Annotated in this window: 15 protein-coding genes; 2 read left to right on the plus strand and 13 right to left on the minus strand. The window is 35.6% G+C overall.

Translation table 11 applies throughout. The annotated features are described in order from the left end of the window. Positions 1–8: 8 nt before the first annotated feature. From NCCP28_RS03940 to NCCP28_RS03960, 5 genes are all read right to left on the minus strand, one after another. Positions 9–2,204 carry a RelA/SpoT family protein gene (locus tag NCCP28_RS03940; RefSeq protein WP_248560075.1) on the minus strand — a complete coding sequence of 732 codons (2,196 nt, stop codon included), beginning with the start codon at positions 2,202–2,204 and terminating at the stop codon, positions 9–11. A gap of 325 nt (positions 2,205–2,529) precedes the next feature. Then, the gene (locus NCCP28_RS03945; RefSeq protein ID WP_248560076.1) at positions 2,530–3,042 is read right to left on the minus strand and encodes an adenine phosphoribosyltransferase; all 513 of its coding nucleotides are present in this window, start codon (positions 3,040–3,042) and stop codon (positions 2,530–2,532) included. Then, entirely contained in the window at positions 3,033–5,405 is a 2,373-nt protein-coding gene (gene recJ / locus NCCP28_RS03950; protein WP_248560077.1) for a single-stranded-DNA-specific exonuclease RecJ, read from the minus strand. Before recJ ends, NCCP28_RS03945 begins: the two co-directional genes overlap by 10 nt. A 247-nt stretch (positions 5,406–5,652) precedes the next feature. Further along, positions 5,653–7,914, minus strand: a complete 2,262-nt coding sequence (gene secDF, locus NCCP28_RS03955) for a protein translocase subunit SecDF (RefSeq protein ID WP_248560078.1) — start codon at positions 7,912–7,914, stop codon at positions 5,653–5,655. Positions 7,915–8,209: 295 nt separating this feature from the next. Beyond that, positions 8,210–8,509, minus strand: coding sequence for a post-transcriptional regulator (locus NCCP28_RS03960; RefSeq protein ID WP_248560079.1), 300 nt, complete (start codon positions 8,507–8,509; stop codon positions 8,210–8,212). A gap of 280 nt (positions 8,510–8,789) precedes the next feature. Between NCCP28_RS03960 and spoVB the strand changes: the two genes are divergently transcribed. Continuing rightward, positions 8,790–10,334 (plus strand): stage V sporulation protein B, encoded by a 1,545-nt coding sequence (spoVB, locus tag NCCP28_RS03965; protein WP_248560080.1) that lies wholly within the window; start codon positions 8,790–8,792, stop codon positions 10,332–10,334. A 588-nt stretch (positions 10,335–10,922) separates the two neighbouring features. On the opposite strand, the gene NCCP28_RS03970 is transcribed toward spoVB, so the two are convergent. Next, entirely contained in the window at positions 10,923–11,567 is a 645-nt protein-coding gene (locus tag NCCP28_RS03970) for a DUF421 domain-containing protein (protein WP_248560081.1), read from the minus strand. Between the two features lie 352 nt (positions 11,568–11,919). On the opposite strand from NCCP28_RS03970, the gene NCCP28_RS03975 reads away from it, so the two are divergent. Then, the gene (locus tag NCCP28_RS03975; protein ID WP_309296614.1) at positions 11,920–12,276 is read left to right on the plus strand and encodes a TIGR04086 family membrane protein; all 357 of its coding nucleotides are present in this window, start codon (positions 11,920–11,922) and stop codon (positions 12,274–12,276) included. A gap of 50 nt (positions 12,277–12,326) precedes the next feature. On the opposite strand, the gene yajC is transcribed toward NCCP28_RS03975, so the two are convergent. The 7 genes from yajC to NCCP28_RS04010 all read right to left on the minus strand — a co-directional run bounded on the left by yajC (position 12,327) and on the right by NCCP28_RS04010 (position 18,489). Next, entirely contained in the window at positions 12,327–12,611 is a 285-nt protein-coding gene (gene yajC / locus NCCP28_RS03980) for a preprotein translocase subunit YajC (RefSeq protein ID WP_248560082.1), read from the minus strand. A gap of 31 nt (positions 12,612–12,642) precedes the next feature. Continuing rightward, positions 12,643–13,782 carry a tRNA guanosine(34) transglycosylase Tgt gene (tgt, locus tag NCCP28_RS03985; RefSeq protein ID WP_248560083.1) on the minus strand — a complete coding sequence of 380 codons (1,140 nt, stop codon included), beginning with the start codon at positions 13,780–13,782 and terminating at the stop codon, positions 12,643–12,645. 189 nt (positions 13,783–13,971) lie between these two features. Beyond that, positions 13,972–15,003: a tRNA preQ1(34) S-adenosylmethionine ribosyltransferase-isomerase QueA gene (gene queA / locus NCCP28_RS03990; protein WP_248560084.1), complete on the minus strand. Its 1,032-nt coding sequence runs from the start codon at positions 15,001–15,003 to the stop codon at positions 13,972–13,974. Positions 15,004–15,031: 28 nt separating this feature from the next. After that, positions 15,032–16,036, minus strand: coding sequence for a Holliday junction branch migration DNA helicase RuvB (gene ruvB / locus NCCP28_RS03995; RefSeq protein WP_248560085.1), 1,005 nt, complete (start codon positions 16,034–16,036; stop codon positions 15,032–15,034). A 57-nt stretch (positions 16,037–16,093) separates the two neighbouring features. After that, the gene (ruvA, locus tag NCCP28_RS04000; protein ID WP_248560086.1) at positions 16,094–16,702 is read right to left on the minus strand and encodes a Holliday junction branch migration protein RuvA; all 609 of its coding nucleotides are present in this window, start codon (positions 16,700–16,702) and stop codon (positions 16,094–16,096) included. 211 nt (positions 16,703–16,913) lie between these two features. Next, a complete protein-coding gene (locus tag NCCP28_RS04005; protein WP_248560087.1) occupies positions 16,914–17,441 on the minus strand; it encodes an intercompartmental signaling factor BofC in 528 nt (175 codons plus the stop codon). Positions 17,442–17,739: 298 nt separating this feature from the next. Continuing rightward, positions 17,740–18,489 carry an NAD-dependent epimerase/dehydratase family protein gene (locus NCCP28_RS04010; RefSeq protein WP_248560088.1) on the minus strand — a complete coding sequence of 250 codons (750 nt, stop codon included), beginning with the start codon at positions 18,487–18,489 and terminating at the stop codon, positions 17,740–17,742. Positions 18,490–18,501 lie beyond the last annotated feature (12 nt).

An 18,501-nucleotide genomic window follows, 5' to 3' on the forward strand; every position in this document is an offset into this window, starting at 1 on the left:
TTTGCTCCTTAGTTCATAATTCTGCGGACAGAATATACATCAGGAATTTGTTTGATTCTATCCACTACTTTATGAAGATGATTAACATTTAATATTAATATCGACATTGTAATAGTTGCCATTTTATTTCGATCAGAACGGCCGGATACAGCAGAAATATTTGTTTTGGATTCATTAACTGCTTGCAGCACTTCATTCAGCAGTCCTCTTCTATCATATCCGCTGATTTCAATTTCTACATTGTATTCTTTCCGATTATTAAGAGCTGTCTCCCACTCAACGGGAATTAACCTTGCTTTTGCATCATCTGTATCAATATTGGTGCAGTCTGCTCTATGCACGGATACCCCTCTTCCTTTTGTAATGAAACCGACAATTTCATCACCTGGGACAGGATTGCAGCAGCGAGAAAGACGAATCAACAAATTATCAATGCCAGTAACGCGTACACCAGATGCCCTCTTTTTGTTGGCAGGAAAAGATTTCAGTTCAGCAACAGCATTGGATATTGTCGCATTTTGTTCCGCATCCCGTTTTTTGCGCCATTTTTCTGTTAATCGATTAGCCACTTGAAGAGCGGTAATGCCGTTATAGCCAACTGTAGCATACATATCTTCTTCGTTCATAAAATTAAACTTTTCTAAAACTGTTTTTACATTTTCCGGTGTTAGAATTTCTTTTAAATCAAAATCCATGCTGCGGATTTCTTTTTCTACTAACTCTTTTCCTTTTTCTACATTTTCCTCTTTGCGCTGCTTTTTAAAGAATTGTCTAATTTTATTTTTTGCTTGAGAAGTTTGAACAATTTTCAGCCAGTCTTGACTGGGACCATAGGAATGTTTACTTGTATGAATTTCAATGATATCACCAGTTTTCAATTTATAATCCAATGTTACCATTTTGCCATTCACTTTGGCGCCAATCGTTTTATTGCCAATTTCCGAATGGATTCTATAAGCAAAATCAATAGGAACAGAACCAGAAGGCAATTCAAACACATCGCCTTTAGGCGTAAACACAAAAACCATATCGGAAAACAAATCAATCTTTAAGTTTTCCATAAATTCTTCTGCATTAATGCTGTCTTCTTGAAAATCTAATATTTCCCTAAACCAAGACAGTTTTTCATCTAACGAGGACCCTTCGTTTGCCGATTTGCCTTCTTTATACGCCCAATGCGCTGCAATCCCAAATTCTGCAATCCGATGCATCTCTGTTGTTCTAATTTGAACTTCTAGCGGGTCGCCTTTTGGGCCAATCACTGTTGTATGCAAAGATTGATACATATTGGCCTTTGGCATCGCAATATAATCTTTAAATCTTCCTGGCATTGGTTTCCACCGAGTATGAATGATTCCCAGCACTGCATAACAATCTTTAATGCTGTTTACAACAATTCTTACGGCAAGAAGATCATATATTTCATTAAATTGTTTATTTTGCAGCACCATTTTGCGATAAATGCTGTATATATGTTTTGGACGGCCAGAAATATCTGCTTCAATCGTTACTTCTTCGGTCCCTTGACGAATTTCCGTTATTACTTCATCCAAGTATTGTTCTCGTTCAGCCCGTTTCTTTTTCATTAAATTAACAATCCGATAATATTGCTGCGGATTCATATAACGTAATGCGGTATCCTCTAGCTCCCATTTAATCGTAGAAATCCCTAATCGATGCGCTAATGGTGCAAAAATCTCCAATGTTTCATTTGAAATGCGGCGTTGTTTTTCTGCTGGCAAATGCTTTAATGTTCGCATATTATGAAGCCTGTCAGCAAGTTTAATCATGATGACCCTTATATCTTGTGCCATCGCAACAAACATTTTCCGATGGTTTTCTGCCTGCTGTTCTTCATGGGATTTATACTTTATCTTTCCGAGCTTTGTAACACCATCAACGAGCATGGCCACTTCTTTGCTAAAGCTTCTACTTATATCTTGTAATGTGATATCTGTATCTTCAACAACATCATGGAGAAAACCGGCAGCAATTGTATCAGGATCCATTTGTAAATCAGCCAATATCCCTGCAACCTGAATAGGATGGATAATATAAGGCTCACCGGATTTTCTATATTGTTCACGATGAGCATCTCTTGCAAAATTATATGCTTTTGCAATAAACGCTGTATGCTCTTCGTTTAAATACCCTTTCGTCTTGTCGATGACTTGTTCGGCGGTTAATACTTGATCATTCGCCATGTAATCACCTTTCATTTTTCATTTATTGTTATCATTGACTATAAAAAATTTATTATTGCTGTTTCTTTGTTCTATTTTCCTCTTAGAGAAGAATATAAAATAAAATCGTAATAATTTAAGAATCATTATTTCTATTATTAAAAAAATGAGGGTAGTTGTAAAGAGAATACTTGTAATTTTCTTGAAAAAATAAAAAAAATGTCGAAAAAAGTCAGCTTCATTTATCTATCTACTAAAAAAAGCGCTAATAAGAAGCGCCTTTTCCAGTACGATTATAGATTTATACCAATTAATAAAAATAAAGATCTGCATTTAAAAATGGCTATTAATACTCCATTAATGTCAGGACATTATAACCATTTAGATTTTTGCGTCCTTCTAAATAAGATAATTCAATTAAAAAAGCAATTCCTGCAACTACGCCGCCTAATTCTTCGACTAATTTAATCGTTGCTTCAATGGTTCCGCCTGTTGCAAGCAAATCATCTGTAATTAAAACTCTTTGTCCAGGTTTAATGGCATCTTTATGAATAGTCAAAATATCACTGCCATATTCTAATCCATATTCTACCTTGACTGTTTCTCTTGGCAGTTTTCCTTCTTTGCGAACTGGGGCAAAGCCCACCCCTAAAGAATAGGCAACAGGACAGCCAATAATAAAACCTCTTGCTTCAGGTCCAACAACTAAATCAATTTCTTTTTCTTTTGCATATGCAACGATTTGGTCTGTTGCATATTTATATGCTTCACCATTATCCATTAATGTTGTAATATCTTTAAATTTAATTCCTGGTTTTGGCCAATCTTCAACAATTGTAATAAACTGTTTTAAATCCATTCTTTTACTTCCTCCTCATTGTTAACGGATTTTTTTAGAATAAGATCAAACCAATTTTTTAATTGCTCATATGAAGAGTATATTAATTCATTTTCGAGCGCAAATTGTGCTTGTTTCTGTTGAAAAGAAGGTGACTCTGTCAAATCTCTTTTCGCTGTATTCTTATTCAACAAAATAAACCCATCCTCCATTGTAACAAAATTCAGCTCAAAAAACACCTTTGTCATAAAAACAATTGTTTCTTTGCTCCAGCCTTTTCTTTTGGCTAGTTCATCACCGAATTTCTCCAGATGAAATTTTTTTTGTTTTGCTAAAAAGGCATAATACCACTTAAAATGATCTCTCGTTGGCATCGTACTAAAGAAGTCACTTTCCCCTTTATAAAAAACAGCATAAATTCTTTCTGGCGTCATATTAGAAAGCAGCTTATTTATTATTTCATTATTTGTTGGAAAATCAGCTAATACTACATTTGCTTCTTTGCTATAAAAAGATGCCGCTTCTTCTATTGTTTCCACTATTTTATAATTCGACACCTTGCTTTTAAGTGCTGACGTCACAGAATCTTGATGAAAAAATATCCATAAAGCATCTTCTACCGGCATTTTTGCAACTAATGTTTCTAATTGCAAGGCACCGCGGTAGTCAAAAAGCTGCCATTTATCGATCATTAAATCTTGAATAAAAATCTGCGGTTTTTTAATATTATTCCACTCATTAATAGCCAGCTGTCCCAATACCGAAACTTTTGCCGATGGAGAAATATGCTCATGCCATTCTCCTAGGCCAAATCCAATACCATCTAATATACTTTCTCCTTGCTTCAGCTGCATTTTCAAATGGTTTTGGTTTGCTCCTATTTTGCGGATTGCAGCAATCTCCATATCCTTTAAGATCACTTTGGGTTTTGCATTATCAACTCCAAATGGAGCCAATAATTGCATTTGTTCGATCGCTTTTAACTGTACCTCTTCTAGCATAAAACTGCCATCCACTTTTGTTAGCGGGATTAAATCTTCCTCTTTTAATTGTTCAAAAGCCAATTTGTTTAATCTTTGTCTTAATAGATCCACATCCTCTAATGCAAGAGACATTCCAGCTGCCATTGGATGGCCTCCAAAATGAGGTAAAATATCCCTTGCTGTAGAAAGATTTTTATATAAATCAAATCCAGCTATACTTCTCGCAGATCCCTTGGCTATTTGTTTGTCCTGGTCAAAACTAAGAACAATCGTTGGCCGGTAATACTTTTCTACAAGTCTAGAGGCAACAATTCCCACAACTCCCGCATTCCATCCTTCCTTGCCGACAACTAATACCCGGTTTTCTGCTAATGGATACAGCTCTTCTACTTGGGCAATTGCTTCTTCTGTTATTTGATTAACAATGGCTTGGCGTTCTTTATTCGTTTCTTCCATTTCTATGGAAAGCTCTATTGCCATCTCTTTATCTGATGTCATCAGCAGCTCAACAGCAGGATCTGCACTTCCAAGCCTTCCAACTGCATTGATTCTTGGTGCAATCATAAAACCAATTGTTTCTTCATCAATCGCATTCGGTTCTGTGTTCATTTGTTTCAGTAAAGCTTTTAATCCAACATTGTCTGTTTGCTGCAATTTTTTGATTCCCTGTTTTGCAATCAACCGATTTTCTCCTGTTAAAGAAACTAAATCTGCAATCGTTCCAATAGCCGCAAATGGAAGTAAATGTTCAGGAACATAACCATATAAGGCGTGCGCTACTTTAAATGCTACACCAACCCCTGCCAATTCACCAAAAGGATACTCGCTTCCTGGAATTTTCGGATGGATAATACAATAAGCATCAGGCAATATTGGACCAGGCTCATGGTGATCAGTAATAATTAAATCCATGCCAAGCTCTTTTGCCACATCTGCTTCATGTACTGCTGCAATCCCTGTATCTACTGTAATAATCAAATCGATCCCAATGCTTTTAGCATAACGAAATGCCCCTTCATTTGGACCATATCCTTCTGTAAATCGATTAGGGATATAAAATTCTGCATATGCCCCCATTTCTTCCAATGTTTTCATCATAACTGTAGTGCTTGTTACACCATCGGCATCATAATCTCCAAACACCAATATTTTCTCTTTATTATTTATAGCCGCACGAATTCTTTCCACTGCTGTTTCCATATTCAATAAAAGATAAGGATCATAAAAATCTTGATTTTGTGCAAATAAAAAATCCTTCGCTTCTTGAGTCGTTCGATATCCTCTGTTAATAAGCAATGATGCTACAAGCGGCGTTATATTTAAATGCTGTACAAATTCTGCTATTATATCGTCCATTTGGTTATCGATATGTGTAATCCATCTTGTTTTTGATTGTAACATGTCATCACCCCAATCTAATTATTATACAATCTAGGCAACTTGCTTTCAATGTGAGATAAAGGAAACTTTTTCTTTTCCATCGATACAATAAAGTGAAACTTTAACCAGTAAAGTTTTCCTCTCCCTCCCAACTCAGATTCCTTATTTCCCCTTATAACCTTGATGTGGGGAGAGGTCAAAAGCCCGGCAATGCATAAAAAAAGAACTACGCACACTTTTGTATGCATAGCTCTTTTCCTTTTAGCTTTTAAACTTGTGGGATATCTGAATTTTTTCGTTTTTCTTTTGCAGTAATCAGAACGCCTTTTTTCTTCAATTCTTTTTTCTTCCATACATACCATAACTGGGATGCAATAAAAATAGAAGAGTAAGCTCCGCCAACTAAGCCAATTAGCAAAGCAAGGGAAAAGTTTCTGATCGAATCGCTGCCAAATATCAATAAGGCAATAACACAAATTACTACTGTTACAACTGTATTGATAGAACGTGCAAGTGTTTGGCGCAAACTAATATTGATGATATCTTTAATTTCTTTTGCCGTTTTAATGCGTTTTTTCTGCACTAAATTTTCTCTTATACGGTCAAATGTAACGATTGTATCATTAATAGAGTAGCCGACAATTGTTAAAACAGCAGCAATAAAGGTTATATCCACTTCTAATCTTGTAATGCTGAATATAACGATGATAAAGAAAGCATCATGAAGCAATGCTAGAACTGCTGCAAGCCCCATGTAAATTTCAAAACGAATGGCTACATAAATTATAATGCCGATAGACGCTATTAACACTGCATAAAAAGCGTTTTTCGCCAACTCTTTTCCAACCGTTGGAGATACCGTGCTTATATTTGGTTCATGGCCATATGTTTTCTTTAATTCTGTTTTTAATTCAGCAATCTTATCTTTGCTTAAATCGCCTTTTATTCGAATAGCCCCTATTTCCTGATTATCGCCGGATAAGGTAATGTCATCTGCTTCAATATCAACCTTTTTTAATTCTGATTTTAATTCTTCTGTTGTCAATGATTTATCTGCCAGAATTTCAACACGGGAGCCGCTGGAGAAATCAATGCCTAAATTCAGCTTAAATATAAATAGTACAACAATACCTGCCGCAATCAACACACCTGAAATAGTAAAAAAGGTATTTTTATATTTCACAAAATCAATGCGGTCAAATTTGGTTGGCAATGTTAATATATCATAGCCTTCATTAATATCTTTGATATCTTTGCGGTTTACGCCAAACCATGTTTGCTTTTTATTAAACAGTTTGCTGTTGACTAATAATCCCAATAGTAAACGTGAACCATATACTGCTGTTATAAAGCTGACAAGAATGCTGACAATTAATAGTGTCGCAAATCCTTTAACAGAACTTGTCCCATAGATAAATAGCACAACGGCTGCCAAAATTGTCGTTAAGTTTGCATCCAAAATCGTAGATAAGGAGTTTTTATTCCCTGTTTGAAATGCTGCTTTTAATGTTTTTCCAACACGAAGTTCGTCTTTAATTCGTTCATACGTGATGATGTTCGCATCTACTGCCATTCCCACACCAAGTATAAGTGCGGCAATACCAGGCAATGTCAAAACACCGTTCATTAAATCAAGAACAAGCAAGTTTAAGTACACATAAACAGTTAAAGTAATAACGGCTACAATTCCTGGCAAACGATAATAAAGCATCATAAAGATAAAGACAAGGCCTACACCAATTATACCCGCTAAAATAGTATCTTTTAATGCCTGATCCCCAAACTGCGCGCCGACGCTTGTAGAATATTTTTCTGTAAGATTGACTGGAAGAGCACCAGCATTTAATAAATCCGCCAGATTTTTTGCTTCTTGAATGGTAAAGCTGCCTGTAATCGATACAGTATCTTGGTTAATAACCTTGCTTACCTGAGGTGCAGAAAGATATTTTGGTTCTGCTTTTGCGGATTCTGTTTCAAAAGAATCCCCTTTTTCATAATCAAGCCAAATAACAAGCAAATTATTAGGTGCCATGTTAAGAACAGTTTGTGTAACATTTTTAAATTTTTCAGCACTTTTTAGTTTTAAAGAAACACTGGGATTTCCATTTTCATCAAAAGTCTGAGATGCTCCATTTTCCTTCAAGTCAGAGCCATCCATCAATTTTTTATTATTGACATCACGGAACGAAAGATTTGCTTCGGTAGATAGTATCTCTCTTGCCTTGTTCTGGTCTGTTACGCCAGCAAGCTGTACACGAATGCGGTCATTCCCTTCAATCTGGATGATGGGTTCACTTACACCCAGTACGTTAACACGTTTATCTAACGCTTTTGCTGTACTGTTTAATACTTCTTTTGTAATCTTTTGACTGCTGTCAACTGGTGTAACTTCATATAAAACTTCAAATCCACCTTGCAAATCCAGTCCTAGTTTAATATCATTTAGTATATTTTTGGTTGTGCCTCCCAAAACACTTGCACATAAAATGATGATTAATAGGAATGCTACTATTCTGCTGCGTTTTGCCATTATGTATTAATCCTCCTCGAAAGATAAACAAAAAATAAACATATCTCTTCCAAAACTTGCAATGCTATTTTCATTATTCTTTCCATTTGCCTATTTTCTATAGCATCATCATGCTTTATCCAAGAGGTTTGTCTGTTTTCTTACAGTCTTCACAAGCATAAGCCATCCTTTTGCAGAGGAAAATCCCTCACTGGTAACAGGATGGCTTTATGCATAGACTTTTTGTTTATAAAAACCATTATGAAACAGATTATGTTAGCTGTCAATTTGTTCAAAAAAATATCATAATTCATTTTTACTTTAGCAGTTCTCTTTTCTCTTCTTCCGTTAATTGCGTAAAAAAATTATCCAGCTTAAATGCTTCAATTGTAGCGAAATTCATATATTCTGAAATTTTCACATGCAGCACATCTTGCACCAGCTCAAAAATCCGCCTATCTCCAAATGATCTTTTCCATTTTTTTTGCGTTAAATATTTCCATAGATCATCTTCTGAGATCGTATCATATCCCAGCAATTGAAATTCTTCTAATTTACTTCGCAAAGCTGGTTGTATTTCCAAACGATACTCATCATATATATGCTCTGACGACACTAGAAAACAGCTCCCTTATCGATTATTTACATACCAGAAATCTATTGAACCGTTAGGAAGGAGTAATGGCCATTCATTTTTCTGCTAACTTTTTTCGTTGGCCGATTTCAAATATCCAGGAACCCTAAAAAAATTCTTTTATTCTATTTTTTGGCTTTCCTTCCGAACATCTGGCCGAACAAACAGCAAAAAATAATCTTTCCTAGTCATGCTTTGTCCACATGCTTGCATATAGTTAATTGTATAGTATTATTCGCTATTTGAGAAGGCAGGGAATGAAATGTCTAAGTTTTTAAAAGGAACCATCATTTTATTAATTGCAGGATTTATAACAAGGATACTAGGCTTTATTAATCGTATAGTGATTGCAAGGTTTATAGGAGAAGATGGAGTCGGATTATATATGATGGTATATCCTACACTCATTCTCGTCGTAACCATTACACAGCTTGGATTGCCTGTTGCCATCTCCAAAAATGTTGCAGAGGCAGAAGCAGAAGGAAATCATAAAAAAGTAAAATCCATTCTAATTGTATCGCTAACCACTACACTTGCACTTACTGTTTTATTTACACCTGCTTTATTTCTGCTGGCTCCTTATTTATCGCAAACATTGTTTACAGATCCAAGAACATTAACGCCACTTCTTGCAATCACGCCAATTATTCCTATCATTGCTGTTTCTTCTGTTTTAAGAGGTTACTTCCAAGGAAGGCAGAATATGAAGCCTGCTGCGACTTCTCAAGTGATTGAACAAATTGTGCGCATTACTTTAATCGCGGCACTTACAAAAGCATTTTTGCCTTTAGGCATTGAATATGCAGCTGCTGGCGCCATGTTAGCATCGGTTCTTGGCGAATTGGCATCTTTGCTTTTTCTATTAGCATCTTTCAAATGGAAAAAATCCTTTCCTTTAAGAAAAAAATTCTTTCAATATGTCACAAATGGTAAACAGACATTCAAGGAGTTAATGCAAGTAGCTCTTCCTACAACTGGAAGCAGAATGATTGGAAGCGTCGCTTGGTTTATAGAGCCTATCGTTGTTGCCCACAGTTTAGCATTGGCTGGTTTAACGGCGATAAATGCGACCAAACAATATGGAGTGTTAACAGGATTTGCCCTTCCTCTTTTAATGCTGCCATCTTTTTTCACCCAATCTCTTTCGACATCTCTTGTCCCTGCAATAAGTGAAGCAAACGCAAATCATGAATATAAAAAAATAGATCACCTGCTGCAGCAGGCTCTTCGTTTTACTTTTATGACTGGTGGACTTGCTGTCGTTGTATTATTCGTCCTAGCAGAGCCTTTAATGACTGTTATGTATAACAGTTCTAGAGGAGCATCCTTTATTCAGCTTATGGCACCTTTTTTTCTATTGAATTATTACCAAGGACCACTGCAGGCAACATTACAGGCCCTTAACTTAGCTCGTGCCGCTATGATTAATAGTTTTATTGGAGCCTTGGTAAAAACCATCATTATTTTCTGTTTGGCCAGCCGTCCCGAATTTGGAATATATGGTGTAGCTATTGCTTTAATTGTGGGATTTGTACTTGTAACCCTGCTTCATTTTGCAACAATTATTAAGACAATCAGTTTTTCTATCTATATAAAAGATTACATAAAAATGCTAGTTGTCATTTTTGCATCCGGTTATTTAGGAATGCTCTGCACCAAATGGCTCAATGTATCTTCTTTGCCGCTAAAAGTTATTATTGTAACCTGTTTTATCACCATTTGTTATATTATTTTGCTGTTTTTATTAAAACTTCTAAAAAAGGATGATCTGCGAAAAATACCGTGGCTAGGAACATTGCTTTCCTAAAATAAAAACGAGGCTGGAACATAAGTATTCCAGTTGAAAATAAAAACGAATAATTATATGGTAATTACATATAATTATTCGTTTTTAAACTTTTAAAAGGGTGGTTTCAGTAAAGTTTGTTGTTATTGCCCGCAGCCTAAATAATTAATTTTTTCTATTTTTTTAAATAGTTTTAGATAACAACCTTTAAAAAAGAAGTGGAATGGAGCGGAGGACACTCAACTCCTGCGGGAAGTAGAGGAAAGGCTGAGACCCCGCAGAGAGGGAGTGTCTGTAGCGCAATGGAACGAATTAGTTTTTACACTTGACTATATGTAAAAAAACAAGTAACCAAGATTGCGAAACTAGCCTTTATTTTAAAGCGAAAGGTAGAGATTATTCGTCTTTACAGATTATCTAATTAGTTGTGTCCCAACCTCGTTTTTTTGTATTTAATTTTAAAAAAAGTTATGTAATGCTTAGAATAGATTTTGGCACTTTATTGATTGGAATGGAAGGCATGAGACTCCCGGACCATCCGCGGCAAGCGGACACCTGGAGTGGAAATCAACAGGCAAGTTTAACAGTTCCTTCTCTATTAAATAAGCATTATTTTTTATCAAAAAAATCAAGATAAAATATCCCGTCTTGATAGCTGCAAAATGAAATATCTTTTATGTTTATGCATCCTTGCTTTTTCAATTCTTTCCTTAGCCAAAAAGTTGTTTGTCCGATTTTCGACAAATTTTCTTCCTGAATAATTCCATCAATAATAAGAGGCATTGTGATTCCTGAAATACTCTGATCTTTTTCAAATACGGATAATTTTCCAGAGGTTTCTAATATGGCAAACTCAACATCGGCAATATTGCGGATATCCTTTTCTCGCAATTGCAGCAATAAGTCATCAAAATTATATCGTTGACTCTTCATTGCCTGCTCATCGATTTTTCCATCATTTATGATAATAGTTGGTTTTCCATCAATAAGATCGCGAAGTTTTTTGCTTTTCAAAGAAAAAAACGCCAACAGCAATTGAATAAATAATAAAATAAACATTGGCATTAATGTAGGCAATAGTGGTGCTTTTATGTCCTCAATGGCTACAACAGCAATCTCTGCAATCATAATAAATACAACTAAATCAAGAATGCTCAACTCCCCTATCTCCCTTTTTCCCATTAAACGGAAAATAAGAACGATTAATGTGTAGATGAGTATGGTTCTAAAAAGAATAATCATATATTCTTCCACTTCTATTCCCCCCACTCTTTGTTTGCTTTTTTTATTTATGTTTTGTCAAAAACAAAAATAAATTCTGGGTATTATTTTTCTAAAAGTTGATTAGTAAACAAAGTTAAAGCAAAGCTTCAACCAAGCTTTCACAGGTAAGTTTCTCCCCCGACTAGATTTCTAACTTTTTCTTATAACCTTGAGTTGGTGTTCAAAATCCTGTTAATGAGCAATAAAAAAGTTCGCCAGCCATTTTATGATTCTATTTTTTTTCTTGGTGAATATGCTTGTACTAGAATGTTTTATTTATGAAAACTAAAGCTTTTGAAGGGAGAGGTTTACAATCGAAGAAAGCAAACATGTTGGAAGTGCCATTTTATATGGCCTGATCTCAATTTTTATTCTTTTAATAACCAGCAGCATACTTTTTTCTTTGCTGCTCAAGTTTACGTCATTGCAGGAATCTTCCTTGCAATATGCCATAACTATCGTTTCATTTATTACCCTGTTTACAGGAGGGTTTATCTCTGGAGGAAAAGGAAAACAAAAAGGTTGGTTTCTAGGAGGATTAACAGGCTTTACTTATTCTCTGATTGTATTTTTATTTACCTTTTTAGGATTGGATCAGCTGTTTACGGCTGAACAATTTATTTATCATATCTGCTATACGTTAATTTGCATGATGGGCGGCATTTTAGGGGTTAACCTTTCAAGAGGAAGTACTGCATAAAAAATATAATAAAAAGCAGCGAGGATAATGTTTTTCCTGCTGCTTTTTTATTATGCTTTATCTAAAACAGTGCTTGAAGACGCTGATACATCACGTATTGCACTTCGGTCAAATGTTAGACGGCTTCCATCGCCGCTCTTGATTACAACAGTACCTTCATCAATTGCATCAACCATTCCATGAAGACCACCAATTGTAACAACCTTGTCCCCTTTTTTCAGATCGCTTTGCATTTGTCTAACCGCCTTTTGGCGCTTTTGCTGTGGACGGATCAACAAAAAGTAAAACAGAACAAACATTAAAATAAAAGGAAGTAATCCCATAATTTGTTGCATATATTTCCCCTCCTTTCAAATCCCAATCTATTTAAAAGTTTTTAGCGTTTGGCTTGTTAAATCCATAACGTTCAAAAAACTCTTCTTTGAAGTCGCCTAATCGATCTTCACGGATCGCTTGACGGACATTCTCCATTAAGTTTAACAGAAAATAAAGATTATGGTAAGATGTAAGTCGAATTCCGAATGTTTCGTCACATCGTATCAAGTGACGAATATAGGCACGGCTGTAATTTTTGCATGTATAGCAATCACATTCTGGATCTAGCGGCCCAAAATCTCGAGCATATTTTGCATTTTTCACTACTAAACGGCCATCGCTTGTCATTACTGTCCCATTTCTGGCAATTCTCGTTGGCAATACACAGTCAAACATATCAATTCCGCGAATCGCTCCATCGATTAAAGAATCAGGCGATCCTACTCCCATTAAATAACGAGGCTTATTATCAGGCATTAACGGGGTGGTAAATTCCAGCACTCTATTCATAACATCTTTCGGTTCTCCAACAGATAAACCGCCAACTGCGTATCCAGGGAAATCCAATGAAACTAAATCTTTAGCACTTTGTTTTCTTAACTCCTCATATTCTCCCCCTTGAATAATGCCAAATAACCCTTGATCTTCTGGACGATTATGTGCTTTTAAACAGCGCTCTGCCCATCTGGATGTTCTTTCTACTGATTTTTTCATATAATCATACTCAGCTGGGTACGGAGGGCATTCATCAAAAGCCATCATAATATCTGATCCGAGTGCATTTTGAATTTCCATTGCTTTTTCAGGAGATAAAAATAACTTATCCCCATTTAAATGATTGCGGAAGTGTACACCTTCTTCTTCAATCTTGCGGAAATCACTTAAACTAAATACTTGAAAACCGCCAGAATCAGTTAAAATAGCTTTATCCCAATTCATAAACTTATGAAGTCCGCCTGCTTCTTTGACAATTTCATGCCCAGGACGAAGCCATAAATGATAGGTATTGCTTAAAATAATATTAGCTCCCATCGATTTTAAATCTTCAGGAGCCATTGTTTTTACAGTAGCTAATGTTCCTACTGGCATAAATGCAGGTGTTTCAAAGGATCCATGTGGTGTATGGACAATGCCCAGTCTAGCACCAGTTTGTTTGCATGTTTTGATAAATTCATAGCGTATTGCTGTCAATGTATTTTTCTCCTTTTTCTTTATAATGCAAAAATATCTAACTAGTTTTAATACAATTTATATCTTTTACATATTAGCAAAAAGCTAACAGATAAAAGGAAACTAACAATCGGACCTTTACAGGCAATTTTCTCCCCGTCTAGATTTCTTGTTCTCTCTTATGCCTCCTAGGCGGGAATCAAAAGCCCGTTAACGCGTGATAAACATCGCATCTCCAAAACTAAAGAAGCGATACCGCATCTCAACTGCTGTTTCATATGCATGTAATATTTGTTCTCTTCCAGCAAGGGCGCTGACAAGCATAATAAGTGTTGATTTTGGCAAATGAAAATTTGTAATCATTCCATCAATGCCTTTAAATTCATAGCCAGGATAAATAAAAATATTTGTCCAGCCGCTTTGTTCTTTAAACACTCCATCATGGGCTGCAGCGATTGTTTCCAATGTTCTTGTTGATGTCGTGCCAACAGAAATAATTCTCCCTCCATTTGCTTTTACCTTATTCAGCAAATCAGCCGTTCCCTTCGTCAACTGATAAAATTCTGCATGCATTTCATGACTATCGACATCATCAACACTTACCGGCCTAAAAGTTCCTAAGCCGACATGCAGCGTAATAAACGCAATATGAACTCCCTTTTTCTGCAAAGAGTCAAGCAATTCTTCTGTAAAATGAAGGCCTGCTGTCGGAGCCGCAGCTGAACCTCTTTCTTTCGCATATACTGTCTGGTATCTATCTTGATCATCTAGTTTTTCTTTTATATATGGAGGCAATGGCATCTCGCCAAGTTCTTCCAGTATTTCATAAAAAATACCATCATATTGGAAATCCAGCACTCTTCCACCATGCTCTAATTCTTGTACGCATACAGCTTTTAAACGGCCCTCTCCAAAAGAAATCACCGTCCCCACTTTCACTCGTTTTGCCGGCTTCACTAAAGATTCCCACTTATCTCCATCCTGCTGCTTTAACAGCAGAACTTCAATATGTGCCCCTGTATCTTCTTTTTCTCCATAAAGTCTTGCCGGCAATACTCTTGTATCATTGAGAACAAGACAATCGCCAGGATTTATATACTCAATAATATCTTTAAAGTTGCGATGCTCTAAACTGCCTGTTTTTTTATTTACAACCATTAGTCTGCTGCTTGTTCTATCCTCAAGGGGAGTTTGGGCAATCAGTTCTTCTGGCAAATGAAAATCAAATAATTCTACTTTCAATATGGTCACCTGTTTCGTTTATTTCTTGTTATTCCTCATCTTTTTGCATCTGAAAATGTTCATATGCAAGTGGAGTCACTACTCTTCCTCTAGGAGTTCTCTGCAAGAAGCCAATTTGCAATAGATAAGGCTCATACACATCTTCAATAGTATGAGCTTCTTCACCGATTGTCGCAGCAATTGTTTCTAGTCCGACAGGACCCCCTCGAAATTTATGTATCATTCCCATTATTAATTTATGGTCAATATGATCAAGTCCTAAACGGTCCACTTGCAGAAGCTCTAATGATAAAGTGGAAATCTCTTTTGTAATGCTGCCATTTCCTTTTACTTGGGCAAAATCCCTTACCCTGCGCAAAAGTCTGTTAGCAATCCTTGGAGTTCCTCTAGAACGTCTTGCAATCTCCCAAGCTGCATCTTCTATTATTGGTGTATGCAGCACTTCTGCTGTTCTTTCAACAATGTGTTTAAGCTGCTTTTGTTCGTAATATTCCAACCTTGACAACACGCCAAATCGGTCTCTTAACGGAGCAGAAACAGCTCCAGCTCTTGTCGTTGCTCCGACCAGGGTAAAAGGGGGCAAATCAATGCGTACCGATCTTGCGCTTGGTCCTTTTCCTATAACAATATCTAAACAAAAATCTTCCATAGCAGGATATAATACTTCTTCAATGGATCGTGGAAGTCTGTGAATTTCATCAATAAAAAGCACATCTCCAGGCTCTAAAGCTGTTAAAATAGCTGCTAAATCTCCAGGCCTTTCAATGGCCGGACCTGCGGTTGTACGAATATTCACACCCATTTCATTGGCTATAATAGTAGCTAATGTTGTTTTTCCAAGACCTGGAGGACCATATAATAATACATGGTCAAGAGCTTCCTGCCGCTGTCTTGCCGCTTGAATGAATACTTCCAAATTTTCTTTGACTTTATCCTGGCCGATATAATCTTTTAGAAAAAGCGGCCGCAGGCTTTGTTCAAAAGAAATATCCTGCATGTCCGCGTCGCCAGATATAATGCGGTCCTCATCCATTTCTTTCCCCCCCTTCATTAAAAATGCTTACAGTGCAAAAAACTCCTGCTGCTGCTTTTATTTTAACAGCAGTTTTAATGCAAGCTTAATATACTCATCAGTTGTAAGCTGCTCCCTTTTTAAGCTTGGCGTAATTTTTTTAATTTCTTTCTCTGAATATCCAAGTGCAGATAAAGCCAGCAAGGCCTCTTCTAATTCCAAATCGCCCATTTGTTTTTTTTCGTCTTCCTCCGCAGTAAAAAGATTGGGGAAAAAATCCGGCATAAGATTTTGCAATTTGCCTTTTAAATCGAGAATCATTTGCCTTGCTGTTTTTTTGCCCACTCCAGGAAACTTAACTAAAAAAGATTCATCTTCCTCTTCTATTGCGTTGATGACTTGACTTGGCTCCCCTGTTGCCAAAATAGCCAAAGCCCCTTTAGGGCCAATTCCTGAAACGTTCAGAAGCATAGTAAACAATGCTTTTTCTTCTCGTGAGCGAAATCCATATAAACTGATTATATCTTCTCTCACATACTGATAGATAAAAACCGCAATGTCTTGTCCAGCATAAGAAGAAAAAGAGAAAGGATTCGGTGTTTTTATTTGATATCCAATGCCATTGTTCTCGAGCACAATGTATTCTGGTCCTACAAAATCTATTTTTCCTTTAATATATTCATACAAAATCAATTCGCTCCTTTTAAAACCTAATGCTTATTTTATCATATATTAAAGAAAAACTACTATTTCAGATGATTTTCATAATATTCCGTCACCGTTTCCCCATTAAAGAAGAACAACCATATTTTCTTTTCCACGCAAAAAAAACTTTTATGAACGGCGGAGATTCATGTTCGCACACATAAAAGTTTTATAGATCATTTTTCTATAAGATTCATTTAGCTTCTTCCACAATGGTGTAATTCTTAAAAGTTTCCAAAACTTCAACATAACGATCTTTCGTTTTAATGGGAATGCCTTTTCGCAAATGCTTCTGTTGTGTGGACTCTAGTTTTTTCAAATCTATTTGAAAAAACGATTGAATAATATTGGACTTTTCTGGTTTCCCATTATAAATGGTTAATATCCCTTCATCGGAAATTCCAAAATAACCATTTGTTTTTAACAAAGGAGATATATCATCCACTATTTTTGTAAAAACAAGTATATCGCTATTTTTGTCTGCAAGCTGCCACTTATCATACTTTGACCAAAAATCTTCCATAGACCAAACCGTTTCTTCTATATTTTCCTCACTTATTTCCCCATCTAAATAGATTCTTTTTAATACTATATGAAATTGTTTTGGATGATTCTGAAAAGTGCTAGAAGCTTTTGCATATCCTATACTAGTTATCATCGAATAAGAACCTATCAAAAAAAATAGAAAAACAGTTAAGAATAAAAGGAATCTGGTTTTCATTTTTAACCACCTCTTTAATACTTTTACAAAACAATTTTTAAAAAGAACTGTTTTTTGGCCTGAATAAAGGAAAAAGGCACACTGCCCTTAAAAGGAGGAGATGAAATATAAACATCCGCTTTGTTTGAAAGCTGCATGCCCCATCTGCCCACATTTCACTTTATCACTATTATTCTCACCATATTATTTTTTTTCATTCTGAAAACTTTATGAACCTATTGCTTTACTTTCCATTTATTCTTTTTAAAAGAGCAAGTCTCTATTTATTTCCTTTAACATTGCTGACAATCAAAAGTTTTTAATCCTTATAGATCTTATTATCGGGTAAAAAGGAATAGGCGCTTGGTTTCCAGCACAGCATTTTTTTTGCTTTTTCTATTGATATTCTGCTTTTATCTGCCCTTGTAGTCATTGATAAAATATTAAAAAATTCATTATCCCCTTGATTTAAACTTGCTATGATAGCTGCTGCTCCATCCTTTATGTAAACGCCATCTTTTTTTCCATCCGTTAATGTGTCTTTTTTGTTTAGTTCATATATAGCAGCAAACCGTAAAATCGTATAAGTTAATCCATATAATAGATGATAATTTTTTATATACTGTTCTTCTATTTTTTTTGAGATGCCTTCAAATTGTAGTGGCTGCAAAGGAGAATTTTCTGTTAGCAGTTCTTCCGATTCTCCATATACAGAAATCGAGGAGGAAAAAATTATTTTTTTTACATTGGCAGCTGCACTTGCTTCTAATACATCAATTGTTGCAGCAATATTGTTTTCGGAAGCCTCAAATGATTCTTTTATGCTATCTGAAATTTTTTCTTGCTTTAGATGAATGATGATCGTTGCTTTTTCTTTCACTAATATCTTTAATAAACTGTCTTTCTCTATTTTTTGTTGATAATAGGGAACAATGGATAAAGGAAAAATCGGATATATCTCCTTTAACTCATCCACTACAACTACTTGAATATTATTATGTAATAATTGATGTATTACTTCTAATCCGATACTGTTGCTGTATCCACCAGTTAGTAAAACTTTCATCATACTCCCCACCCA

The sequence above is a fragment of the Niallia sp. NCCP-28 genome (assembly GCF_023168165.1).
Lineage (GTDB): Bacteria > Bacillota > Bacilli > Bacillales > Cytobacillaceae > Niallia.